General features: G+C 64.4%; 10 protein-coding genes and 4 pseudogenes. 11 read left to right on the top strand and 3 right to left on the bottom strand.

Annotated features, from left to right (window positions below; translation table 11 throughout):
* Positions 1 to 7: 7 nt before the first annotated feature.
* Positions 8 to 2,212, top strand: coding sequence for an acyltransferase domain-containing protein (locus tag SHTP_RS00420; RefSeq protein ID WP_265338826.1), 2,205 nt, complete (start codon positions 8 to 10; stop codon positions 2,210 to 2,212).
* Positions 2,209 to 5,168: pseudogene (locus SHTP_RS00425) on the top strand (non-ribosomal peptide synthetase); the annotation flags it as partial. The gene SHTP_RS00420 and the pseudogene SHTP_RS00425, both read left to right, overlap by 4 nt.
* Before the next feature lie 23 nt (positions 5,169 to 5,191).
* On the opposite strand, the gene SHTP_RS00435 reads toward SHTP_RS00425, so the two are convergent.
* Positions 5,192 to 6,394 carry an ISAs1-like element IS2404/ISMul1 family transposase gene (locus SHTP_RS00435; protein ID WP_420873062.1) on the bottom strand — a complete coding sequence of 401 codons (1,203 nt, stop codon included), beginning with the start codon at positions 6,392 to 6,394 and terminating at the stop codon, positions 5,192 to 5,194.
* A gap of 144 nt (positions 6,395 to 6,538) precedes the next feature.
* Here SHTP_RS00435 and SHTP_RS00445 point away from each other — a divergent pair.
* The 5 genes and pseudogenes from SHTP_RS00445 to SHTP_RS00475 form a co-directional block, all read left to right on the top strand.
* Positions 6,539 to 7,543, top strand: a pseudogene (locus SHTP_RS00445) (thioesterase domain-containing protein); the annotation flags it as partial.
* Positions 7,544 to 7,590: 47 nt separating this feature from the next.
* Complete coding sequence (locus SHTP_RS00450) at positions 7,591 to 8,190, top strand: chorismate--pyruvate lyase family protein (protein WP_096369457.1); 600 nt, start codon at positions 7,591 to 7,593, stop codon at positions 8,188 to 8,190.
* Positions 8,191 to 8,338: 148 nt separating this feature from the next.
* A pseudogene (locus SHTP_RS00465) lies at positions 8,339 to 16,694 on the top strand (SDR family NAD(P)-dependent oxidoreductase).
* A 390-nt stretch (positions 16,695 to 17,084) separates the two neighbouring features.
* Positions 17,085 to 17,804, top strand: a complete 720-nt coding sequence (locus SHTP_RS00470) for a hypothetical protein (protein WP_096369459.1) — start codon at positions 17,085 to 17,087, stop codon at positions 17,802 to 17,804.
* A gap of 63 nt (positions 17,805 to 17,867) precedes the next feature.
* Positions 17,868 to 19,253, top strand: a complete 1,386-nt coding sequence (locus SHTP_RS00475) for a phenylacetate--CoA ligase family protein (RefSeq protein WP_231991240.1) — start codon at positions 17,868 to 17,870, stop codon at positions 19,251 to 19,253.
* Positions 19,254 to 19,357: 104 nt separating this feature from the next.
* Here the strand turns inward: SHTP_RS00475 and SHTP_RS00480 are convergent, their stop codons facing one another.
* On the bottom strand, positions 19,358 to 19,621 hold the full coding sequence (locus tag SHTP_RS00480; protein ID WP_096369461.1) for a 2TM domain-containing protein: 264 nt from the start codon (positions 19,619 to 19,621) through the stop codon (positions 19,358 to 19,360).
* 206 nt (positions 19,622 to 19,827) lie between these two features.
* A complete protein-coding gene (locus SHTP_RS00485; protein ID WP_096372242.1) occupies positions 19,828 to 20,859 on the bottom strand; it encodes a fused (3R)-hydroxyacyl-ACP dehydratase subunits HadA/HadB in 1,032 nt (343 codons plus the stop codon).
* Positions 20,860 to 21,119: 260 nt separating this feature from the next.
* Here SHTP_RS00485 and SHTP_RS00490 point away from each other — a divergent pair, with 260 nt between their 5' ends.
* The 4 genes and pseudogenes from SHTP_RS00490 (at position 21,120) to SHTP_RS00505 (ending at position 25,682) form a co-directional block, all read left to right on the top strand.
* A complete protein-coding gene (locus SHTP_RS00490) occupies positions 21,120 to 22,133 on the top strand; it encodes a glycoside hydrolase family 6 protein (protein WP_420866682.1) in 1,014 nt (337 codons plus the stop codon).
* Between the two features lie 141 nt (positions 22,134 to 22,274).
* The gene (locus SHTP_RS00495) at positions 22,275 to 22,880 is read left to right on the top strand and encodes a TetR/AcrR family transcriptional regulator (RefSeq protein ID WP_015353950.1); all 606 of its coding nucleotides are present in this window, start codon (positions 22,275 to 22,277) and stop codon (positions 22,878 to 22,880) included.
* A 325-nt stretch (positions 22,881 to 23,205) separates the two neighbouring features.
* Positions 23,206 to 24,084 (top strand): LOG family protein, encoded by an 879-nt coding sequence (locus SHTP_RS00500; protein ID WP_231991684.1) that lies wholly within the window; start codon positions 23,206 to 23,208, stop codon positions 24,082 to 24,084.
* A 159-nt stretch (positions 24,085 to 24,243) separates the two neighbouring features.
* Positions 24,244 to 25,682: pseudogene (locus tag SHTP_RS00505) on the top strand (FAD-binding oxidoreductase).
* Positions 25,683 to 25,701 lie beyond the last annotated feature (19 nt).

A 25,701-nucleotide genomic window follows, 5' to 3' on the forward strand; every position in this document is an offset into this window, starting at 1 on the left:
GCGGATTATCCGGCGAGCGCTACCGAATGCTGATTTGGAGGCGGCCGAAGTCGACGTGGTCGAGGCGCACAGCCCGGGAACGCCGGTGGGCGTTCTGGTCGAGGCCGAGGTGCTGATGGCGACATACGGTCAGCACCGGCCAGAGGGGCGGCCGCTGTGGTTGGGTTCGCTCAAATCAAACACCGGACACACTTTGGCTGCGGCCGGCGTTGGCAGCGTGATCAAGATGGTGGAAGCGATGCGGCACCGCACCATTCCATTGACTTTGCACGTGAACGAGTCGACTCCGTATGTGGACTGGGCATCAGGGCGCATTCAGTTAGCGACTGAAACTCAGGAGTGGCCGCGACCGGACAACGCGCGCCGGGCCGCGATATCTGGCGTTGGAATGGGCGGGGTTAACGCACACATCATCATCGAAGAGGCCGTCGAGGAGCCCATGCCAGTGGGTCAGACGGCCTTATCGGACAGTGGCTGGGACGCAGCCTCTCCCGTCGGCCCGTGGATCATCACCGCAAAGTCGCCGGAGGCGCTGCTGGCGCAAGCCGCTCGGACGGTAGCGCATCTTGAGGATGATCCCGACCTACGGGCCATCGACATTGGATACTCGCTGGCTAGCACTCGGGCACAGTTTGCACATCGAGCGATAGTCGTCGGACGCGATCGCAACGAGTTGCTCAACGGGGTGCGATCACTTGTGGCTGGCGAATCTGACCCGGCGGTGGTGCGTGGTGTGGCTGGGCCGTCCGCCAAAACGGCAGCGTTCTTTCACGGCGAAGGGGCGCACTGGCTGGGCATGGGGCGCCAGCTGTACTCAATCTTCCCGGTGTACGCCAAAGCAATCGACGAAACCTGCGAAATACTGAGCAGTCTGATGGGCACGCCAGTTCGTGACCTCCTTTTTGCGTCGGCCGACTCGGAAAAGGGCAGCTTGCTGAGGCGACCCAGCTGCGCTCACCCCGCACTATTTGCCGTGGAGACGGCGTTGTACCGGCTGGCGCAGTCCTGGGGTTTTCACCCCGACGTCGTTATGGGGTGTTCTGCGGGTGAGATCACGGCCGGACATGCGGCGGGCCTGTGGTCATTGCAGGACGCGTGTGCTCTCGTGGTGGAGAGTGGCCGCCTGAGGCAGTCAATGGGTGATGCCGACACCACTGCTGTCAGCCCTGCCGCGGAGCTCTACGCAATTCCTCCGTTGGGTGCCAGCGAGCGTAGTGCCAACGGTGCGTCAGGCAACCACACCGGGGCGCAGTCGTCTGATGGGCAGGAAGCCACGTCCACCGAGCACCAGCAGGCGTCCTCCGCTGACGCGCTGCGAGCAGGCCTTTTCAAGCTCTGCGAGCGGCTCGATTACCGCCTTCCGGATACGCCCATTGTCTCAGCGCATACCGGAACGGTTGTTGATCCTAGCCTGGTCCGCACGCCGGAATATTGGGTAGAACAACTGATTTCACCGGTGCATCTCAAGAAGGCGATACGCCGGGCACGGAGTAGGGAAGACATCACCACTTTCCTGCAAATCGGTCCCGGGGTTCATCCTGCCGCCATGATCCACGGGATTTTCGAAGATGCTGATGGCAGTTCCTCCGGCGTCGTGATTCCGCCGTTGTTGCAGCCAGGCACGGATGAAGATGTCTCGTTTGTGAGCGGGCTGGCCACGGCGTACGCGAACGGGGCGCCAATCGATTGGGCTGGCGTGTACCGCGGTGCGGGAGCACGACGAGTACCGTTGCCGACCTACGCTTTTCAGCGCACGCCACTATGGTTTGATGCGCAAGGCGGCGCAGGCCTGGCCGGGGCGTTCGATGCTCGGGCGTCGGCGGGACCGGTGCACGATGGTGCGCCCGTGTGCACCGAAATCGAGCGGACTGTGGCCGCGGCGATTGGGCAGGTTCTGGGCATCGCCCAAGTCAGCCGCGACGACGGGTTCCTGGCCCTCGGCGGCGAAAGTGTCTCTGCAATGCGGCTGGCCGCGCGGGTTCGCGCGGAGGGCCTGCCGCTAACCCCGGAGCTGCTTTTCGAACACGCCACCGTCAGACAGGTCGCAGCGGCGCTGGAGGAGGCCGCCAACCAGGCCACGGACTGTGGCGCCCCGGGGTGCCTCGCCGCGGGCCGCCAGTTCGAGGCCATGAGCGTGTCGGGACTGTCATCCGCGGAGCTGGCCGCACTGCCAGGACTGTTGGCGATGCTCGACCAGCCGAGGTCAGCATGACGCAGCCAACCAAGCCCGTCGTCGACATCGAGGACGTGATGACGCTCAGCCCACTTCAGCTGGGGCTGTTCGCGCTGGCCATGGCGAGTGTAGCCGCGTCCGACGACTCGTACACCGTCGCATTCGGCATCGATGTGCATGGTTCGCAGGACGTCGGCCTGTTACGCAGTTGCGCGTTGGCGATGCTGAAGCGCCACCCGAATTTGAGGGCCCGATTCCTCGGCCGCGGCTTGCCGCATCCAGTGCAGGTGGTGCCGTTCGAGGTGCAGTTGGAATGGGCGCGTGTCGAGGCCACGGCGGAGACGGCGGGTGCGCTGGAAGCGCAGGAGCGCAATCGCGGATTCGACCTGGAAATGGGTCCGGCGATCCGATTCTTGCTGATCGAGCTACCGGGCGACAGGTGGCGATTCTTGATTACCGCCCACCACATCGTGATCGGCGGCTGGTCCATCGCGCTGTTCGTCGATGAGCTACTCACGTTGTATGAAGCCGACTGCAACATCGACACGTTGCCGGCGCAGCCGCGACCGTATCGCGACTACATCGGTTGGCTCGAGCGCTGCGACGTTGAGCAAGGGCAACGGCAGTGGCGCGAGCATCTCGCCGGCCTGGCGGCGCCTACCCTGCTGGCGGCGGCGCCGCTCGGTAGCAGCGGTGTGCAGCCGGACAGCCTGCCCAAGAGTGCGCAGCTGACCCTGGACGAAGGGGCCACGACATCTTTGGTCGACGGCGCCCGCAGCCGCGGCGTGACGGTCAATACCCTGACGCAGCTGGCCTGGGCGCTGATGCTGTCGACGCTAACCGACCGCCGCGACGTGGTTTTCGGCGTCACGGTGTCGAGCAGACCCGCCGAGTTGGCCCGGGTGGAATCAATGGTCGGGCTTTTCGTCAACACCGTGCCACTGCGTGTGCGTCTCGACCCGAAGACCACTGTTGCCCAGCAATGCGCGTTGATACAACGCGATGCCGCCCGGCTGCGTGAGCATGCCTATCTGAGCCACTCGCAGATCCGGGCACTGGCCGGCATGGGCGAGCTGTTTGACACCCTGCTGGCATTCCAGAACTTCCCATCCCTGGGTCTGGCCGACGGGAAGGCGCGAGCCGTAGGCGCGGCGAGGTTTGACTCCCTAACCGTGCAGAGTCCTACGCACTTCCCCGTCTGCATCACCGCTGAACTCACCGATGCTCGTTTGTCGCTGTCAATAGCAACAAATGCCAACGCATTCGGCGACATCACCGAATCGGCCCTGGGTGATCGCTTGGTGGTAGTACTGCAACGACTGTTGCCGATGTGGGACCGTCCGCTGCGCGACGTCAGCATGCTGCTTGACGGTCAGACCGACGGCGATACGGCCGTATCCGAGCATGCGCGGCTGGATGTGTGGGGTAATCGGGCGGTGTTGGCGGAGCCGTTGGTGGAGCCGGTGTCGGTTCCGGGGTTGTTCGCCGCGCAGGTGGCCAGCCGTGCTGAGGTGACGGCGTTGGTGTGTGGGGATCGGTCGTTGACCTATCGCGAGCTTGATCGGGCGGCTAATCGGTTGGCGCATTTGTTGGTTGATCAGGGTGTGGGTCCTGGTGATGTGGTCGGGTTGTTGTTGCAACGCTCGGTTGAGGCGGTCATCGCGATCTTGACGGTACTCAAAAGCGGTGCAGCGTATTTGGCGATCGATGTCAATCATCCTGATGGGCGTATCGGGTTCATGATCGAGGATGCCGCGCCGGTAGCGGTGATCAGTACCACGGGGTTGGCGCAGTGGTTGGCGGGTTATCCGGTGGCGGTGATCGATATCGATGATCCCGCGATCGCGGCGCGCTATCCCGGCCATGAGTTGCCCTTTCCCAGCGCGGACAACATCGCGTATCTGATCTATACCTCGGGCACGACCGGCAAGCCCAAAGGCGTGGGGATCACCCACCACAACATCACCCAGTTGTTCACCTCGGTCGCCGCCACCGGATTCACCCCAGCACCGGGACAAGTCTGGACCCAATGGTATTCGTATGCCTTTGACGTGTCGGTATTTGAAATATGGGGTGCGTTGCTGCATGGGGGGCGGTTGGTGGTGGTGCCGGAGTTGGTGACTCGGTCTGCGGCGGAGTTGTTGGCGTTGTTGGTGACTGAGGGTGTCAGTGTGTTGAGTCAGACACCGTCGGCGTTTTATGCGTTGCAGGCCGAGGATGCGGCGCAGCCGCAGTTGGGTCGGCAGTCGTGTCTTGATGCGGTGGTGTTTGCCGGTGAGGCGTTGGAGCCGGCGCGGTTGGGGCCGTGGTTGGCCAATCATGGGCAGCGGCCGCGGTTGATCAATATGTATGGCACCACCGAGACGACGGTGCATGCGTCGTTTCGTGAGATTGTGCGCCACGACCTGGGTTTCGCGGTGAGCCCGGTTGGGGTGCCGTTGGCGAATCTGGCGTTTTTGTCCTCGATGGCTGGTTGCGGCCGGTGCCGGCGGGGGTGGCCGGGGAGTTGTATGTGGCTGGTGCCGGGGTGGGGTGTGGGTATTGGCGGCGGTCGGGGTTGACCGCGTCGAGGTTTGTGGCGTGCCCGTTCGGGGCTGCGGGTGCGCGGATGTATCGCACCGGTGATGTGGTGCGTTGGGGCCCAGATGGGCAGTTGCAGTACGTGGGGCGCGCCGATGAACAGGTCAAGATCCGTGGCTATCGCATTGAGTTGGGCGAGGTGGCTGCGGCGTTGTCGCAGTTGGACGGGGTGGATCAGGCGGTGGTGATCGCTCGTGAAGACCGGCCCGGGGATAAACGGTTGGTGGGCTATCTCGTCGGTGGGTTAGAGCCGGGTCAGGCGCGGGCGGCGTTGGCGCAGGCGTTGCCGGCCTATATGGTGCCCGCCGCGGTCGTGGTGGTCGACAGTTTGCAGTTGACGGTCAACGGCAAGTTGGACATCCGGGCCCTGCCGGCCCCGCACTACGGCGCCACCGGCAGTTACCGCGCCCCCGCTTGCCAGGGCTCCGGCGTTGTTGATTAGCAGGCTTGTGAGCTGGGGAATTGTGGATTGAGGAGGTGTAGGCGGCGGTTGGCGGTCAAAGCGGTGATCCGGCAGGCTTCGGCGATGTTGTCGGCGCCGTTGAGGCGGTGCAGATTGATCGCGGTGTTGCGTAGCGTTGCTAGGACCTGTGCGCCGTTTCCGGTATGTGCCCTTTGACGGTCTTCGTCGAAGGTGACGTCGCGTATCCAGTGCAGGCTGTTCTCGATTCCCCAGTGTTGACGCATCCAGGTCATGATCGCGGTAGGGCGGGCGTGCTCGAACGGCAGGCTGCAGATGGCATAGACCACCTCCACGCTGCGCTGGTCGGTGGCGGTGATCAAGCGTTCACGAGTGATCCGGATGATTTGTTTTGCGTAGGGGAAGCCGATTCCTCGTGCAGCGGTGATGATTTGCAGGGTGCGGGTCTCGACACGGCCGTGGCCGCGGGAGTCATCGGTAGCGGCTGCGGGCACCTCGGCCCAGGGCAGCGCGGTGATACGCGCAAGTATTTTGGCTTGGTTGGACTTGACGATCATCAGGTAGTGCGACTTCAAGGTGGCGCAGATCAACTTCGCGGTGACGACCTGGGTATGCATCGCATCCACGGTGACCAGCCACCGCAAGCTACCCGGCAGCAGCGTGAGCAGGGCACGTACGCAGGGAATTTCATTGCTTTTCTCGGCGACAGCGAGTTGACCGAGCACCAATCGGGCACGGTGGGCGAACACCGACACGAGATGCGTGGCTGTCGCTTTGGCGCGTAAAGCACCACGCAGCATCTTGCCGTCCAACGCGATCGGCACCAATCCACTGGGGTCGCTGCTGGCCACGTGTGCAGTGAAGTAACTGCCCATCCTGGCGTTGAGGTCGGCGGGGTCTAGCCGAGACAAAACAGCGCGGAAGGTCTTCTCACTGGGCCGCCGGAACCGGACCCCTAATTGGGCCAACACATCATCGGGAGCGGTGGCCGCCCATGTGGCAAAACCAGCATAGCCGCGCATCCCCGCGGCAGTGGCCAGAACCGCGATCGCCAACAAAGCCATCAGCGAATACCTCCGACCGCGTGGGCCCCTCGGGTCTGGCACCGAGGCCAACACATCGAAAAACTCCGATCCGATGAGCTCGCTGCGCCCACCAGGACTCCAGCGGTCGAACACCTCTGGAACCGACGACACAGGCAATACTGAAACGGTAGGCACGGGCAACTCCAGACCAACGACGAACAGTAACCAACTCGATCGTTCTCCAGATAGCCCGTGCCTACACTCCGGCCCCAATAGCGCGGCACCAAAGATCATCAACCCAGCCCACAAGCCTGCTAATCAACAACGCCGGAGCCCTGCCCGGCCAGCCCGGTCGAAGAAGTCCTCGCCGGCATCTACGCCCAAGTACTCGGACTAGACCGAGTCGCGGTAGACCAATCCTTCTTCGACCTAGGCGGCAACAGCATCTTGGCGATGCGGGTGGCGTCCGCGATCGAGAAGTTTCTGGGTGTGGACCTGCCGGTGCGGCTGATGTTCGAGGCTCCAACTGTTGAAAGCCTCAGCAGACAGTTGGAATCACCCTACAGCTCAGTCGAATTGGCTCCCGTCGAGCTGCTCAAGCAGGGCGCTGGAACGCCCCTGTTTTGCCTGCCGCCTGGTGGCGGGCGCAGTTGGATATATCGGAATCTGGGCGCCTATCTGGACTGCCCGATCATCGGCATTCAACAAGTTCCGTCAGATCAGGAAGTAGAACCCAGATCGGTTGGGGACATGGCACGACGCTATGTCGACATGATTCAGGCGAATCACCCTGATGGCCCCTACAACCTTCTCGGTTGGTCCATGGGGGGCGTGGTCGCCCATGAGATTGCCGTTGAGCTCCGCCGGCGAGGATGCGAGGTCGGCCGGCTCATCGTTCTGGACGCGGCCGGCGAGGTCGATAGCGCCGACAGCGTTGCCGAGCCAGCATCCGAAAGCGATGTCCTGGAACTGATTTTGGTCGCTGCGGGAATCGATATCGCGGAACACCCGCGGCCCCTTACCTATCAGCAGGCAGAAGCACTACTCAACCAACGCACACCGATCGAGTTCTCGCTCCCGCCCAGGCGGATTGTAGAAATCATGCTCGACAACATGAACGCCAATCAATCAATGAGATTGAAGCATGTCCCGGATGTATTTGACGGTGACATGATCGTCTTCTCCGCCAAGCGGGGCAGCGGCGGCCGATCACTCGCAGACAGTTGGCGGCCATACGTTTCCGGCGATATCACGGAATATCCCGTCGATTGCACGCACGCGTCTATGTTGGACATCCAATCACTGCAATTATTCGGAGAGCGGATCGCTATCTACCTGAATTAGTTGAACGGCAATAAGACCGACTCGCCCTGAGACTGGAGGTACGACCAATGAACCGCCGCTATTTGTCGGATGAAGAGATACAAGGCCTGAACCGAGACCTCCGAATACTGGTCACGACAAATGGCACTCTCACCAGGATTCTCAATATCGTCACCGCCGACGAGATCGTCATCCAGAACATCGATCAGGAGATTCTGCCCGACGCGCCGACTCCGCCGGACCGCGCGCAGTTGCCCAAAGGCCGAACTCTGCTGCGCAATGTAGTGCTCCAAGGCAGGCATTCCGGGAGCTCATTCGTAGCCGCAGAGACTTCGATCGTCGTCGATCGAGTCCCGCCCGAGCTCATAGAAAGCCTGATGAACACGGACCGCCCGATTGGCGAGTTGCTGGTGGCGAGTCGCATCGAGTTCTTCAAGGAAGCGCCGGAAGTCTGGATCGGCGAGTTGCCGGAGTGGATCGTGGCTCCGGAATACGGAATCTCACAACATCAAGCCCTCGCCCGCCGATACACGATCTTCATCTCGGGTCAACCGGCGATAGTCATCACGGAGCATTTCCTTCCGGAGATATTCATCTGCTGTCTCAACAACGACATCGCGATCAACAAGGACATTCGGCCTATATCGGCACCAAGGCCCAAACAGTGACTTGAAGCGGCGGCATCGGCACCAGCCGACTGTAGGAAGTTCCAACTTCTTCACGTGTAGGTCTGCCTTAAGACAAGGGCCTGCATCCCTGCGCCATGCGGGGAAACGAATGTGTTCATAGTGGCGAGTCAGGACGGGGTCATTCGGCATGCGAAATAACAATCTAGCGTGGCTGCTTGCCAACCAAGCATTGGCGTCAGAATGGGCGTCCTCGCCGGGATACTACGCGCCGAACATCGTGACCCACGCCCAAATCCATGAGGGTGCGGCGCGCCTCGGCAACGTATTTGGTTCCCGGGGTCTGTGCACTGGCGACCGTGTCCTGCTGTGCCGCCCGGACTCAACCGATTTGGTGCAGTTACTGCTGGCCTGTCTGGCTCGGGGGATTGTGGCGTTCATTGCGAATCCGGAGCTGCGCCCCGACGGCCATGCATTCCAGGAGCAGGACACGCAGCCGGCACTTGTGGTGACCACTGATGCTCTGCGCGACAGGTTTGCGCGGTCCGGCATCGTGGATCCGGGGGAGCTGTGGGCGGAAGCCAACCAGGCCAAACCGGCGGCCTACGAGCCGTTGACCGGCGATGCCCTTGCCTACGGCACCTATACGTCCGGTACCACCGGCGCCCCCAAGGCGGCGCTGCATCGGCACGGCGACGTGTGGGCATTCATCGACGCCATGTGTCGCAATGCACTACGGCTCACTCCTGACGACGTCGGGCTAAGTATCGCGCGCATGTATTTTGCCTATGGTCTGGGCAATTCGGTGTGGTTTCCACTGGCCACCGGCAGTTCTGCGGTGATCAGTCGTTCGCCGCTGGGCGCCGAGTCGGCGGCCAACCTCAGCGAGAGGTTCTCGCCATCGGTTCTGTATGGCGTGCCAACCTTTCTTGCGAGAGTTGCCGACACCTGCGCCGCCGATGCGTTCCGGTCGTTGCGCTGTGTGGTCTCCGCAGGCGAGGCACTTGAGCTCGGCCTGGCCCAGCGACTGATGAAGTTCTTTGGCGGTATCCCCCTCCTCGATGGAATAGGCTCCACCGAGGTTGGGCAAACGTTCATCTCGAGCACGGTCGATGAATGGCGCCTCGGGACTCTAGGAAAGGTTCTACCCCCTACGAGATACGTGTGGTGGCACCGGATGGCACCACCGCCGCACCCGGGGTTGAGGGAGACCTTTGGGTCCGCGGACCGTCGCTGACCGCCGGCTATTGGAATCGACCTACCGAGCCTCCGTCGATCAGCGATAGCTGGCTCGACACGCGGGACAGGGTGTGCGTCGACGCCCACGGATGGGTAACTTACCGGTGCCGCGCGGACGACATAGAAATCGTCGGCGGCATCAACATCAATCCGCGCGAGATTGAACAGCTCATTCTCGAAGACGACCTGGTGGCCGAGACGGCGGTCGTTTCCGTACGGGAAGCCACCGGCGAATCGTCGCTTCAAGCGTTTCTGGTGCCCGAAAGTGGCGCGTCGCTTGGTGAATCGGCGATCAAAGAACTTCATCGGCGGCTGCTTGGCAGCTTGTCGCCGCACAAGGTCCCGCATCGATTCGAGATCGCAGAGCGGCTCCCCCGCACCGCGTCCGGCAAACTACAGCGCGGCCAACTCCGCACGCAGCCTGCGGCGCAGCCAGTTTGGGGGCGCCGGTCCACGGTGGGGACGTCCGACTCGGATGGGCAGCGCGATCCCCAAACGCAAACCAACTACAAGGTTGGCCCGAGAGTCGGCCCGGTAACACTTGACGAGCGCCTGGCAGTTCTACAGCAAGAAGGTCACCGCCTGATCGCCGACACAGTCAGCGCAGAGGTGGCCCAGATCCTGGGGGACCCGGCCGCTGAGCGAATATACCGCGACGTGGCCTTCGCCGAGCTGGGTTTTGACTCGCGCATGACGGTTGAGTTGCGTAATCGGTTGGCGGCGGTGACGGGGTGGCGGCTACCGGAGACGGTCGGGTGGGACTATGGCTCGATTTCTCAGCTGGCAGCGCATTTGAGACCGAGCTAGCTGGATCGGGTGGCCGGGGGAAGCCGGGTCCTTCGGTGGTTGGTGGGGCGCCGGTGGCGATTGTGGGTGTGGGGTGTCGGTATCCGGGTGGGGTGTAGTCGGCGGGGGGTTTGTGGGATGTGGTGGTGGGGGGTCGGGATGTGATTTCGGGGTTTCCGGTTGATCGGGGTTGGGATGTGGAGGGGGTTTTTGATCCGGATCCTGATGCGTTGGGTAAGACGTATTGCCGGTTGGGTGGGTTTTTGGATGGTGCTGATCGGTTTGATGCGGGTTTTTTGGGATTGGGCCTAGTGAGGCGTTGGCGATGGATCCCCAGCAGCGGTTGTTGTTGGAGTGTTCTTGGGAGGCGTTGGAGGACGCGGGGATTGATCCGGTGTCGTTGCGGGGTTCGGTGACTGGGGTGTTTACCGGGTTGATGAGTTCTGATTATGGGGCGGGGCGGGTGTCTGGGGATTTGGAGGGTTATGGGTTGACGTCGGCGGCGGCGAGTGTGGCTTCGGGGCGGGTTGCGTATTTGTTGGGCCTAGAAGGTCCGGCGGTGTCGGTGGATACGGCGTGTTCGTCGTCGTTGGTGGCGTTGCATTTGGCGGCGGCGTCGTTGCGGTCGGGGGAGTGTGATGTGGCGTTGGCGGGTGAGGTGACGGTGATGGCCACGCCGGCAACGTTTGTGGGGTTTTCTCGGCAGCGGGGATTGGCGGCTGATGGGAGGTGTAAGGCGTTCGCGGGGGCTGCGGATGGGACGGGGTTTTCTGAGGGTGCTGGGGTGGTGGTGCTGACGCGGTTGTCGGAGGCGCGGCGGCGGGGCCTTGCGGTGTTAGGGGTAATCGCGGGATCGGCGGTGAATCAGGATGGTGCTTCTAATGGGTTGACCGCACCCAATGGGCCTGCGCAGCAGCGGGTGATCGAGGCGGCGTTGGCTAACGCGGGGTTGACCGCTGCGGATGTGGATGTGGTGGAGGGCCACGGGACGGGCACCACGTTGGGTGATCCTATTGAGGCGCAGGCGCTGTTAGCGACTTACGGGCAGGCTCGCCCGGCCGATCGGCCGTTGTGGCTGGGTTCGATCAAGTCGAATATGGGCCATACTCAGGCCGCGGCGGGAATCGCTGGGGTGATCAAGATGGTGCAGGCGATGCGCCATGAGCTGATGCCGGCGACGTTGCATGTGGATGTGCCTTCCCCGCATGTGGATTGGTCCTCGGGGGCGGTGTCGTTGTTGACCCAGCCGCGGCCCTGGCCGGCGGTGGATGGCCGGCCGCGTCGGGCGGGGGTGTCGTCATTTGGGATCAGCGGCACCAATGCGCATGTGATCGTGGAACAGGTTTGCCCTGCGGTGGTGGCCGAAGCCGTTGATGTGTCCCCGGATTCGCTGCCGTGGGTGGTTTCGGGCAAGTCGGAGGCGGCGGTAGCCGCGCAGGCAAAGCGGCTACTTGCTGCCGCGCAAGCCGATGAAGGCCTCGATCGGCTCGATGTGGGCTTCAGCTTGTTACGGCGCACGGCGTTTGAGTATCGGGCCGTGGTCCTGGGCGAGGACCGTCAGCAACTGATATCGGGATTGACCGAACTGGCCGCCGGGCAGCCCGGCCCAACAGTACTCAACGGCCGAGCCGCCACGGTAGGCAAGACCGTCATGGTATTTCCCGGCCAAGGCTCGCAATGGCCGGGAATGGGCCGCGAATTGTTAGCGGCATCGCCGGTGTTCGCGGAGCACATGCGCTTGTGCGCAGAGGCGTTGGGCGAGTTCGTGGATTGGTCGTTGCTCGATGGGGTCAACGGCGTCGCGGGGGCGTCGACGCTGGATCGGGTAGATGTGGTGCAGCCCGTCTTGTGGGCGATGATGGTGTCCTTGGCCCAGTTATGGCGCTCGATGGGCATGGTCCCCGACGCGGTGATTGGGCACTCGCAGGGTGAGATTGCTGCGGCGTGTGTGGCCGGGGCTTTGTCGCTGCGGGATGGCGCGGCTGTGGTGGCCTTGCGTAGTCGGGCGTTGGTAGATCTGGCTGGCACCGGCGGCATGGTGGCTATCGCATGCGGTGTCGAGCGGGTGCGCGAGTTGGTGGCCGACTACGGAGATCGGCTGAGCTTGGCTGCGGTTAATGGTGTTGCGGCGGTGGTGGTTTCCGGCGAAGCCGAAGCTTTGCACGGATTGACGGGGCGTTGTGAGGCCGAGGGCATGAGGGCGCGCCGTGTCGAGGTGGACTATGCGTCGCATTCCGCGCAAGTGGAGTCGATCGGTTCTAGCCTGGTGGAAGCCCTGGCCGGGGTGCGGCCGCGTTCGTCAGACATCGAAATTGTCTCGACGGTGACCGGTGCGTCGGTGGATGGCGCTTCGTTGGACGCCGACTACTGGTATCGCAACATTCGGCAGACGGTGCGCTTCGATCGAGCGGTGCGTTACTGCCACGAGCAAGGGTGCCGGACCTTCGTTGAGGCCAGTCCCCATCCGGTGTTGCTGGGCGGTATCGAAGAATCGCTGGCCGAGGGGATCGGGCGGCCCGATTCCGCTGGGGTGATCGTGATTCCGACATTGGGCCGCAACGAAGGCGGCGTAGAGCGGTTTTGGATGTCGCTGAGCCAGGCCTGGGTGGCCGGGGTGGGGGTGGATTGGTCGGCGGTGTTTGCGGGCTCGGGTGGTCGGCAGGTGGGGTTGCCGACGTATGCGTTCGCGCGGCGGCGGTTTTGGCTGGACGGCTCGGCCAGCGCTGCCGATGTGGGCGAGGCGGGGCTGGTAGCGGCTGGGCATGCGTTGTTGGGTGCGGTCGTTGAGCAGCCCGATACCGGTGCCGTGGTGCTGACCGGACGGTTGTCGTTGGCGCGTCAGCCATGGCTGGCCGATCACCTGGTCGGCGGCGCGGTGCTGTTCCCCGGCACCGGATTCGTGGAACTGGCCATTCGTGCCGGTGATGAAGTCGGATGCGGTGTGGTCGAGGAGTTGACGCTGGCGACGCCGTTGGTACTCAATGCCGGCACCGTGGTACAGGTGCAGGTGGTGGTGGGTAGTGCCGGGCAGTCGGGGCAGCGGTTGGTGTCGATGTACTCCCGCGCGGACCAACCCGATCAGCATTGGGTGTTGCATGCGCAAGGCAGTGTGGCGCCCGCAGCGGTGCAGCCGGCCCCGGCCGCCTCGGCGGAGCTGTCGACCTGGCCCCCGGCCGGTGCAGAGGCGGTCGATATCGGTGGCCTCTATGAACGGCTGGCGCGACGCGGCTATGGGTATGGCCCCGCCTTTCAGGGACTGCGCGCGGTCTGGCGGCGCGGCCGCGACGTCTTCGCCGAAGTCGGCCTGCCCAACGACGAGGGCCTGGACCTGACCGACGTCGGGATCCACCCAGCACTGCTGGATGCGGCATTGCACGCATGGCTGTGTGTGGGTGGCTTCGGTGGCGACGGCGAGGCGACGGTGCTGCCATTTTCCTGGCAGCACTTGTCATTGCACGGCTCGGGCGCTTCGCGGCTGCGAGTTCGCATCGCGCCGGCTGGACCGAGCGCGGTATCGGTGGAGTGAGTTGGCCGATGGTGCGGGTCTTCCGGTCCTATCGGTGGGTTCGCTAACTACCCGCCCGGTTGGCGCCGCGCAGCTACGGGCCGCGATGTCAGCGGGAGGCGATGGCACCGGCCGGGAGCTGTTGGATGTGGTGTGGACGCCGATCACGTTCGAGCGCGACAGCGTTCAGCGCGAAGGCGAACGCCGGGTGGTCTCCTGGGATGACTTCCTTGCCGGGCGTTGTGCGGCTGCGCGGGACCTTGACCGGGACGTTGCGGTTGTGTGGCAGTGGGAGTCCGGCGGCGCTGAGTCGGTGGTGAACGCGGTGTATGCGGCCACCCACCGAGTCCTAGAGGTACTGCAGCGCTGGTTGGCTGACGACCTGCCCGCCGTGTTGGTGGTGTGTACGCGGGGGGCGATGGGGCTCGCCGGCGAAGCCATCACTGACCTGGCCGGGGCCGCGGTGTGGGGGTTGGTGCGGTCGGCCCAGACCGAACACCCGGGTCGCATTGTGCTGATCGACACCGACACATCGATGGCCCTGCCCACAGTCATCGGCGTAGGGGAACCGCAGTTGGTGGTGCGCGCGGGTGATGTGTACGCCACCCGGCTTGCCCGAGGCAGGGCGGCGCTGCGCATACCGGACGCGGGCCAAGGGTGGCAGCTGGCCGCCATCGGCGGGGGCACCTTTGATGACGTCGTGTTGGAGCCGTGCCCGCGGTCGGATGAACCACTGGCGGTGGGCCAGGTGCGGGTCGCATTGGCTGCGCTTGGGGTCAACTTCCGGGACGTGCTGGTGGTGTTGGGGCTGTATCCCGGCAACAAGCCCACCCTCGGCGGCGAGGGCGCCGGGGTGGTGGTCGAGGTCGGTCCGGGAGTCAGCGGGCTGGAACCCGGTGATCGCGTCCTGGGACTGATAAGCGGCCGTTCGGAGTGTGTGGTTGATCAGCGGCTGTTGGTTCCGATACCGGCAGGGTGGTCGTTTGCTGAGGCGGCCAGCGTGCCGATCGTGTTCCTGACGGCCTTTTACGGGTTGTCGGATCTGGCGGGGCTTCGTCGTGGAGAGTCGGTGTTGGTCCATGCGGCCACCGGCGGGGTGGGCATGGCAGCGATTCAACTGGCGCGGCTATGGGGGGCGCGGGTCTTTGTGACTGCCAGCCGCGGCAAGTGGGACACATTGCGCGCAATGGGTTTTGACGATGATCAAATCGCGGACTCCCGTACGTTGGAGTTTGAGGAGAAGTTCTCGGCGGCTACCGGCGGCCGTGGAATCGATGTTGTGCTGAACGCGCTTGCGGGAGAGTTCACCGATGCCTCGCTGCGGTTGCTGGCCGACGGGGGGCGCTTCATCGAGATGGGTAAGACCGATATCCGTGACGGCCAGGAGGTTGCTCAAGAACATCCTGGCGTCAGCTATCGGGCATTCGACCTGGCTAACGAGGTTGCGCCGCAACGCCTTGGGCAGATGCTGGCCGAATTGATGACGTTGTTTGCGGCCGGGAAGCTGCATCGGCTGCCGGTCAAGAGCTGGGATGTGCGGTGCGCTCCGCAGGCCTATCAATTCGTCAGTCAGGCCCGTCATATCGGCAAAGTGGTCCTCTCCACACCAACGGAACTGCGCGATGCGCTGGCGGCAGACACGGTATTGATCACTGGCGGCACCGGGCTGGTCGGCTCGGTGTTGGCTCGCCATTTGGTCAGTGCCTACGGCGTGCGGAATTTGGTGCTGATCAGCCGCATGGGCGAACAGGGCGCGGGTGTGGCCGAGCTGGTGGATGAGCTCTCCGAAGCTGGCGCCCGTGTGCTGGTGGCCGCTTGCGACGTGGCCGATCAGAGTGCGGTGGAGAAATTGATAGTCGGCTGGGGCCGGGAGTATCCGGCGCTAACTGGGGTCATTCATGCGGCCGGGGTGCTCGATGATGCGATAATCACCTCGATGACACCGGATCAAGTCGATTCGGTGCTGCGGGCCAAGGTCGACGGGGCGTGGAATCTACACCACGCGACTCGTGGTCTAGGGCTGTCGATGTTCGTGTTGTGCTCCTCGATTGCGGGCGTGGTTGGGGCTCCCGGTCAGGGGAACTACGCCGCGGCCAACGCGTTTTTGGATGCGCTCGTCACAGACCGGCGCGCACACGGCTTGGCGGGCGTGTCGTTGGGGTGGGGGTTATGGGAGCAGGCGAGCGGCATGACCAAACATCTGCGCGGCAGCGATGTGAGTCGGCTCAGTCGCGGCGGGTTCGCGGCGATATCCGCCCAGCAGGCGCTCGATCTATTCGACGCCGCGCTGATTGTGGATCAACCCACGGTACTGGCCGCCCGTCTCGATCGCAGAGCGTTGGAAAACCCGGCGCTCAATGCCGACTTGCCGACCCTGTTTAGCGACTTGATTACTCGGCCCATGCGGCGCAACGTCGATAACGACGGCACGCCAACGGAATTGGCGCTCGTCAACCGCTCGAACATGATGACCCAGGATGAGCAGCACAACCTGCTGACCGAAGTTGTGTGTGCCCAAGCGGTGATGGTGCTGGGCCGGCTCAACGCCGTCGACATCGACCCAAACGCTACCTTCAGCGACCTCGGGTTCGACTCGCTGACAGCTATCGAGCTTCGCAACAGGCTCAAAACCGTTACCGGGCTGACTTTGCCGCCCACTTTGATCTTCGATCACCGAGCCCCGAGCGCGCTCGCCCAACACCTCGGCCAACAGTTGTGCGCCACCCATCAGCACGAATCTCACAACGCCATGGCGCCCGCCGATTCTGAGGACGAAAAGCTGCGGTCCGTGCTCAATACGATCTCGGTTGCCGATCTGCGAGATGCCGGCCTGCTGGACAAACTGCTACGCCTGCGGAAAGACCCCGATCCAAATCTCCGGGTGGACCGGGTGGACAACGTAGGAACCAAGCAGCAGGAACTCGAAGGCATGATCAACTCACTAAGCCCCGAAGAATTGGTAGCGATGGCGCTCGCCGAGCCCTCCGGCGGCAATCGCATGGATAGTGGCGGTTAGCCCGCGGGCCCGATGCGATGCAACAACTGGGTCCGAAGTGCGCTCGCGGTCAGCTGTCGCAGCCGGATAGGGCGTGGCTCGATGCGGCGCGTTCGTCAAGGTGCCAGCCGAGCACCGACCGGCCTAGCGCGCTCAAACTCAGCGGGTCACAGTTGTCAGCCACCGGCGCTCGGGCAATAGGCCAGTCGACCCAAATATTTCTCCCGCCACGTTTCCAAGTTTTCGCTGTGGTCGACGTCATCGGGGTGCAACCCCGGCTTGAAATACATGTTTGCGTTGGGGGCGTTGCCTTCAAAAGAATGGGATACGGGGCAGCATGATCGTGCGGCGCAGCGTTTTGATGGGATGGAGCCAGGCCCACGAAGCGCCGCCGAGCCATACACTTGCCGCGTGAACATCAGCAAGGCCATCGTCGGCGTAGTGACAGCACCTATCCGGGCCGGCGTCGCGGTGGCCGACGCAGGACTCAGCGTTGCGGCCGTCGCGCTCGGGGCTGTGAAGCAATCCTTGGGTGAGGAAAGCCGGAAGACGGTAGACCCGATCACCGACCTATTTCCGCTGCGCGGCGCAATCGTGGGTGCCAACCGGGTTGCCGAGTTGACCGAAAACGACAGGGCGATGGGGCGCGCTCTGGTCCGGGGCGGGGCGGCGGACAAGCTGATGCGTCCGGGTGGGATTGTTGACCTGTTGACCGCACCCGGGGGTTTACTCGATCGGGTATCCGCTGCAGACAGTTCCTCGCTAGAGCGGATCCTGGCGCCCGGGGGGCTCGCTGATCGGCTGCTCGCTGAGGACGGGCCGCTGGAGCGGATGTTCGCCGCGGACGGCATTATCGAGCGGATGTTCGCCGAGGACGGCGTCATCGACAAGTTGCTGGTCAAAAACGGGCCACTCGAGCAATTCACCGAAGCCGCCGAAATCCTGAGCCAGCTCGCGCCCGCCGTGGACAAGTTGACGCCCACCACCGACACCCTCGAGTCCGCTGTCGTCACCCTCAACAAGATGGTCAACTCGCTCAGCGGCATCACCGATCGCATTCCGCGGCGGCGGTCGACGCGGCCGGCGGTGCGCGCCAAGCGCACCACGGACCAAGCTGGCGTCGATGAGTGAGTCGACCGGCGCACCGGCACACCCCCGCTAAGCCATGGTGTCCGCCTGGCGAGCCCGTAGGTGATGGCGGTGGGGGAGTGCACCACGCTGATTGCCTGGGAGGCCTGGCGTTTCCGGCGCGGTGACAACGCGGCGATCTCGCGGCGTCAACGGGCCCGTTTGCAGACGCTGGTTCGGCATGCGCGAACGGCGTCCCCGTACTATCGCCGCCTGTACCGGGACATTCCTTCGGGGCAGGTCCCGCTGGCGTCACTTCCCGTCGTGTCCAAGCGCGACCTCATGGCGCATTTCGACGACTGGGTGACCGTCCCGGACATCACCATCGAGTCCCTGCGGCGCGACTTCTTGTCCGACCACTCGCTGCTGGGGGCCCGCTATCTGGGCCGTTACCACGTCGCGACTACATCGGGAACGAGCGGAGAGCCGGCCATCCTGATTCACGATGACGCGTCGTGGGCGGTGTTCCAGTTCGTGGGCCGCCGGGGCGAATCGCGGTTCATCGCTCGACGAGAGCTGCTGTCGGGGGTGCTGCGGCGCGGTCTGCGTGCGGCGGCGCTGTTCGTCGCCGACGGGCACATCGGTGCCTCGGCCGCGTTGGCCGCTGCGCGACGCCGCAGCGCCTTTCTGGCCAGCCGCGCACGGGTCTTCTCGGTGCCGCGACCGGTGCCGGATCTGGTGCGGGAAATCAACGAGTTTCAGCCAACGATCGTGAAGGGCTACCCGAGCGCGTTGGCGCTGCTGGCCGGCGAACAACGCGCTGGCCGGCTAGCGATTGAGCCCCTGCTGGCGATCACCGCAGGCGAACAGCTGACGCCCGCGCTGCGCGCCGACATCGAGTCGGCGTTCGGCTGCCCGATCCAAAACCGTGATGTCTCAGCCGAATTCCCCGGCTTGTCGATGGAATGTCGGTACGGGTCATTGCATGTCAACACCGACTGGTATCTATTCGAGCCGGTCGATGAGAACTACCAACCCGTGGCAGCGGGGGCTGTCTCCCACACCGTTTTGGTCACCAACCTGGCCAATCGGGTGCAGCCGCTCATCCGCTATGACCTGGGTGACCGGGTGAAACTGACCGGCACCCCGTGCGCGTGCGGCAATCGGCTGCCGGCCATCACGGTAGAAGGGCGCGCCGCCGATCTGCTCTTATTCGAGGCGCCCGATAGGACCGCGATCACGGTGTTGCCGCTGGCCCTGGTGACCGTAATCGAAGAAACCCCGGGTGTGCACCGGTGCCAGGCCATCCGCACCGGTCCACGGGCCCTGACGGTGCGGCTGGAGATGTCACCCGACACGGACCCGGGCCAGGTGTGGCGTGCGGTCGACGAGCGGTTGCACGCGTATTTCGCCGCGCAGCAAACCGCACCCGTTGCGGTGGAACACGCGGTCGAACCGCCCGCCGTCGACCCGCGCAGCGGCAAGTTCCGCCAGGTATGGTCAGCGCACTGATCGTCACCACCATCGCGAGTTCTTTTCGAACGCAACATGTTTGCGGTCATGCCCGGCAGGTGAAGGCAACGGCGACGCTGGGTCAACAGGGCTACGCCGCTTCGTCACGACAGATGGCCCCGGTCGATTTCCCGCTGAATCTGCTCTTCGGTTATCGGTCGCATGCCCAGGAAAACGCCGAGGCCATGAAAGACGAGGCCGATCCCCCAGCCCAGCGCGGGCCATATCGGCCAGAAGTACCCGCCGGAGGTAAAAAACCAGATCGCGATCAGCGCCGCGTTGCCGAGGATGTAAGCGCCCAGGTGGCACCAGAAACTGCGCTTCGCATGGATGCGGGCTAGCGCCTGGCGTCGCTGTTCATCGGTCATATCGCCTCGTTCGAGCCGGCAATCTCCAATGTCCTCGAGCATACGGGCAGGCTCGACGGAAACGTAGTGCCTTGCTCGAGGTCGGGGCCCCTTTGCCGGCAGTGACGTAGCCGGTGCGCGCACCGGCTGGTCGGCTGTGGCCCGAAAACGCTTGCCCGGGTGAGTGGTCCAGATGCCCTACCGCGTGGGGTCCACCGCGGCCGCGGTCAGCTGAAGCGAACGTTCAGAGTCGCGAGGCCGAAGATCTTGCGGCCACCGGACTTTGCGGCGACGATGACGACGCCGGTGCGGGTCGCCGGGTCCAGCGACTTGATCCGGCCGCTGTATTCGATGTCCGCGCCTTCGGCGGCGGACACGATGGCGGGCTGGGACAGCCGCACCGCATAGCGGGTAACCGCGCCCGGGTCCCCCGACCATGCGGAGAGGAATCCGGCACCCAAACCCATGGTCAGCATCCCGTGGGCGATCACATCGGGCAGCCCCGCCAGCTTGGCGATGTTTTCGTCCCAGTGGATCGGGTTGGCGTCGCCGGCGACGCCGGAGTAGTTGACCAGGTCGCCGCGGGACAGTCGCGCGTGGCGGACCGGCAGCTCGTCGCCCACCTGCACGTCATCGAAGGACGGCGTACCCGGCGTCCGGGTCGTGCCACCGTCGGCGATGCGAATTTCGCCCTCGGGGCGCATCGTCTTCTGATACGCGGCATCGGCTGCGGCGATCTCGAGGATGTTCACGTCGTGCATGATCGTGTTCTGCACGGCCGACTTGATCGCCGGATCGACATCCTCGGCGGTGATGCCGACGACGGTGGTGTGCAAGGTGTGCACCCGTTCGCCGGCGGTGTCGGTGAAGGTGTTGGTCACGGTGATGAGGTCTCGGCCGGCAATCCTGCGTACCGAGGACAGTTCGACATCCACGTGCAGTTCGTCATCGGCCACGATCGGGCGGTGCTGCTCGAAGACTTCTTCGGTCTGCATGTAGGTGTCGTAGCCGACGACCACCGACTCGAACAGGTAGCGATTGGCGGCCATGGCCGGTATCGACGTGAAGGTCAGCGGCGTCACCAGACCGGAGTAGCCCAGCTTTTCGGCGGCGGCCATATCCCAGTGCGCAGGGTGGTAGTCCTGCACGGCGCGGGCATATTCGCGCACTTTCTCGCGGCCGACCCGGTAGGTTTCGTCCAGCCGGTAGTAGTGGCCGACCCGCGATTCCATCGCCGACGCTTCTGCTGCTGCGGTCATGAATTTGCTCAACTTTTCTATCGGCTTGTTCGGTGTGGCCGACCAGGGCACAGTAACGCGCCAAAGCCGCGTTAATAGACACCGATGGCGTTTGCCTGGCTGCTGTGGCCGACGGCGGGGGTGTGCCGATGACCGGCCTGATCAGCCCGCCACGCCGTCCATGTGGTCCACCCCGGCGGCGCCATCGAGAATTTCTGTTCCGTCCGCGCTGCGGTCGCTAATTGGCGTTTGTCGAATTGTGGCACTATTTTGCTGGGGTGATGTCCTCAGCTTTTGGCGCACTCGCACGCCGGATCGCCCCCTTCCTGGCCGTTTCGGCCGCCGCATACCTGGCGTTTTTTGCCGCCCCGGCGCCGGTCGTTCCGGCCCCGCCGATGACCCTGGTCGACGGGGCAAACCCGCTGGCCGGGCAGCCTTTCTACGTCGATCCCGGCTCGGCCGCAATGGTCGCGGCGCGCAACGCCAACCCGCCGAGTCCTGAGCTGAACGCCATCGCCAACACCCCACAGTCCTACTGGCTCGACCAAGCGTTCCCGGCCTCCACCGTCGGCGGCACGGTTGCCAGGCAGACCGGTGCCGCGCAGGCCGCCGGCGCCATGCCGATTCTGACGCTCTACGGGATCCCGCATCGTGACTGCGGAAGCTACGCATCGGGTGGGTTCGCGACGGGTGCCGACTACCGCGCATGGATCGACGCCATCTCGTCGGGCCTGGGCTCGGCGCCCGCGGCGATCATCGTCGAACCCGATGCGCTGGCCATGGCCGACTGCCTTTCGGCCGACCAGCGCCAGGAACGCTTCGACTTGGTGCGCTACGCCGTCAACACGCTTACCCGTGATCCGGCCGCTGCCGTCTACGTCGATGGCGGGCATTCGCGCTGGGTGAGCGCCGAGGAGATGGCTGCCCGGCTCAACCAGGTCGATGTGGGCCACGCGCGGGGTTTCAGCCTCAACATCTCGAACTTCTACACCACCGATGAGGAAATCGGCTACGGCGAGGCGATATCGGGGATGACGAACGGTTCGCACTACGTGATCGACACGGGCCGAAATGGTGTCGGCCCGGCCCCGGAGTCCCCGCTCAACTGGTGCAACCCTGACGGCCGCGCCCTGGGCGTGGCGCCTACCACCGCCACCGCCGGCGCGCATGCCGACGCGTACTTGTGGATCAAGCGTCCGGGTGAGTCCGACGGGTCATGCGGCCGCGGTGAGCCTCAGGCGGGTCACTTCGTCAGCCAGTACGCCATCGACCCGGCCCACAACGCGGGCCAGTAGCGGTCTCACGTACCGGCCCATGCCGGGCCGGCCGGTCCCGTTGCCGCCTGGCTCTACCATGTGGTAGGTCTATCTTTCCGGATTAGGTCTACCAAATGGTATGGCTATTCCTCTGTGAGGGCGGGATAGGGGGCGAGTGCGATGATCTCCACCAGCGGGACCGAGCGGCGTGCCGACGGCCGTCAGCTGCGCTATCAGCACCGGCGCGGCGAAATCTTCGACGCGGTCATGGCCCATGTGCTCGAACACGGGATTACCGGTCTGTCGTTTCGCACGCTGGCCGCCGCGGTCGGCGTATCGCATGTGACGCTGCGCCACCACTTCGGCACCAAGGACCAGCTGCTGGTCGAAATTCTTGGCGCGATCGGCACTCGGATCGTGATTCCGGAGCAGCTCGGCGCCGATGATGTCGAGGCGCTGTGGCGGCGTTGGAACGAGCCGGGAGCGCAGCGGCGGTCTCAACTGCTTTTCGAGGCCTACGCGCAGGCAGTGCGCCACCCAGACGAGTACCGCGGGTTCCTCGACCGCATCGTCACCGACTGGATCGAAACGATCCGTCAGCACGCTGTGCAGGCCGGATGCCCCAGTGAAGAGGCCGAGAATTTCGCCACGCTGCTCATCGCCCAGTTGCGCGGCCTGCAATTCGACCTGCTTGCCAGCAATGACCGGGCCCGTGTGGCCGCGGCACTAGGCACCGTTGTCGATGGCGTCCGCGCCAAACGCGCCGAATGGGACGCAAGTCGCTAATGGTGCGGTGAGACCGGAGGCTGGCGAATTTATGGAGTTCGGCGAAACGTGACGAGTCCGCAGCCTGAGTAGTACCGTGACGCGTCAGTCCTTCTTCACTATCCGGGAGTGGGCATGCCGAATATGGATATTCCATTTCAGCCGCTGCGAAATTCGTTGTACACGTCCCTAGAGCTGATGAGCGGCTTCGATCCGGAACGGCCACTCAGCGCCGCCGAAACGTTGGACTTACTTTCAGACCTATCGTTACTTCACCGCCAATGGCGGCGCGTGCCCGAATGACCCCTACGCCGGGATGATGCAGGCATTGCACGATCACTCGATCATGCGCGCAATATCGAAGTTCTTCACCAGCGTCGAGGTGCCCACGGTGGCGATCATGGGCGGTCACGACGTGCCGCGTAGCGCCGCAAGATACCTAGATGTCGTGCACGTTGCGCGGACCCTGACCCAAGGTGGATGCCTGGTCGCCAGTGGCGGTGGACCCGGCACGATGGAAGCCACCCACCTAGGTGCGCTGCTGGCGACTGCCTCGGATCAGGACGTGGCAGATGCGGTGCAGCACTTGAGGTCGCGGCCGACGTTGCCCGACACCACGTCGGTGGTCTCGCAGACCGGTGAGGTCGACACCGCGATCGTGCGCCAGTTGCACAGTTGGGCCAAGCCCGCCTTCGAGATTGCCCAGACATTCACCGATGCCGGAGGGCGCAGTCTGGCCGTTCCCACCTGGCACCACGGCTGCGAACCGCTGACACCGCTGGCGACCCATGTGGCGAAGTATTTCCAGAACAGCCTCCGCGAAGACATGCTGCTCTCGCTGGCCGCCAACGGGATCATATATACCCCCGGCGCATCGGGAACACTGCAGGAGGTTTTCCAGAACGCCGCCCAAAACTATTACCCGAGATCCGGCCAGGAATTTTCTCCGATGATCTTCTACGGCAGGGAATTCTTGACCGAAAAACTACCGGTGCTGCCGGTTCTTGAAGGCCTATTCGTGGGTAATGCGAAGCTGACGCCCGAGGAATTCGGCCGGTTGATTCGGGTGGTCGATACCGCCGAGGAGGCGGTCAACGCCCTGCTGGAGCATCGCCCGTCGACCACCAAGATGATCCATCGGATGCAAGCCGAGGGATTTGGGCCGATCCTGGCGGCCGCCGCCGGATCCGCTGAGGCGGCCACGAGTGTGCTGGGGGCGCGCTAGGTTCTTGGCGCCAGTGCCCGCGCTCAACTAGTCGGGCGGGGTAACGGTTCGAGCACGTTTCGGTCGTGACGCGACAGGTCGTTCGGTGTCCTGGTGGTGCTGCCTGAACAATGCGGGCATGAGGCAATTGGCCGGCCCGCACGCGGCGGGGGCCTGACATTGGCGCGTGAGATCTCGCGCCAGGCGTTCTTGCGTGGCGCCGCCGGTGCGTTGGCCGCCGGTGCGGTGTTTGGTTCGGTCCGCGCCGCCGCCGAGCCGAATCCCTCCGGCTGGGAGGGGCTTTCTTCGGCCCTCGGCGGGAAGGTTCTACGACCCGACGATGGACCCCAGTTCGCAACGGCCAAACAGGTTTCAACACGAACTACAACGATTTCACGCCCGCGGCGGTCGTGGCCCCGACATCGGCGGCAGACGTGCAGAAGGCGATGGCCTTCGCGACCGCCCACAACCTCAAGGTCACCCCGCGCAGTGGCGGACACTCCTACATCGGCGCGTCCACCGCCAACGGCGCCATGGTCCTCGACCTGCGACAGCTTCCCGGCGACATCAACTACGACGCCGCCACCGGGCAGGTCACCGTGACACCGTCGACCAGTCTGTATGAGATGCACCAGGTGTTGGCCGGGGCGGGGCGAGGCATCCCGACGGGCACCTGCCCCAGCGTCGGCGCCGCCGGGCACGCGTTGGGCGGAGGCCTGGGCGCTCATTCCCGGCACGCGGGCCTGCTTTGCGGCGCGTTGACCTCGGCGGCGGTGGTGTTGCCCAGCGGCCAGGCGGTCACCGCGTCCGCCGCGAGCAACCCGGATCTGTTCTGGGCCTTGCGCGGCGGCGGTGGCGGCAACTTCGGCGTCACGACCGCGCTGACCTTTGCCACATTCGCCACCAAAGACCTCGACGTGGTGAACCTCGACTTCCCGCCCGAGTCCTTCGCGCAGGTTCTGCTGGGTTGGCAACAATGGCTGCGCACCGCCGATCGAAACAACTGGGCGCTGGCGGACGCCACCGTCGACCCGATGGGCACGCATTGCCGGATTCTTGCCACCTGTCCGGTGGGGTCAGGTGGCAGCGTGGCTTCGGCCATCACCTCCGCCGTCGGGGTGCAACCGATCGGTACCGACCACCACACATTCAACTACCTGGATCTGGTGCGGTACTTGGCCGTCGGGAACCTCAACCCCGCACCGCTTGGCTACGTTGGCGGGTCCGACGTGCTGCCCACCATCAACGCGGGTGCGGCAAAAGGGATCGCCTCGGCGATCGACGCCTTCCCGCGCGGTGCGGGCCGCGCGTTAGCGATCATGCACGCACTTGACGGTGCCCTGGCCACGGTGGCGCCGGGGGCCACGGCCTTTCCGTGGCGCCGGCAGTCGGCGCTGGTGCAGTGGTATGTCGAAACCCCGGGCTCCCCGGCCGCGGCGAGCGGCTGGCTCAACACGGCACATCAAGCAGTGCAACCGTATTCGGCTGGTGGCTACGTGAACTATCTGGAGGCAAACCAGCCGGCGTCGCGCTACTTCGGTCCGAACCTGTCCCGGCTGAGCGCCGTTCGGCAGAAGTACGATCCCGGCCGGGTGATGTTCTCCGGACTGAATCTCTAGCGGCCAAGTGGCGGCAATC

The organism is Mycobacterium ulcerans subsp. shinshuense (genome assembly GCF_002355775.1).
Classification (GTDB): Bacteria; Actinomycetota; Actinomycetes; order Mycobacteriales; family Mycobacteriaceae; genus Mycobacterium; species Mycobacterium marinum.

Bases quoted from the DNA above. Each gene is read 5' to 3' on its own strand.
- SHTP_RS00450 (WP_096369457.1), top strand. From the start codon at position 7,591: ATGAACCGCCGCTATTTGTCGGATGAAGAGATACAAGGCCTGAACCGA.
- SHTP_RS00475 (WP_231991240.1), top strand. From the start codon at position 17,868: ATGGCGGTGGGGGAGTGCACCACGCTGATTGCCTGGGAGGCCTGGCGT.
- SHTP_RS00480 (WP_096369461.1), bottom strand. From the start codon at position 19,621: ATGACCGATGAACAGCGACGCCAGGCGCTAGCCCGCATCCATGCGAAG.
- SHTP_RS00485 (WP_096372242.1), bottom strand. From the start codon at position 20,859: ATGACCGCAGCAGCAGAAGCGTCGGCGATGGAATCGCGGGTCGGCCAC.
- SHTP_RS00490 (WP_420866682.1), top strand. From the start codon at position 21,120: ATGTCCTCAGCTTTTGGCGCACTCGCACGCCGGATCGCCCCCTTCCTG.
- SHTP_RS00495 (WP_015353950.1), top strand. From the start codon at position 22,275: ATGATCTCCACCAGCGGGACCGAGCGGCGTGCCGACGGCCGTCAGCTG.
- SHTP_RS00500 (WP_231991684.1), top strand. From the start codon at position 23,206: ATGCGCGCAATATCGAAGTTCTTCACCAGCGTCGAGGTGCCCACGGTG.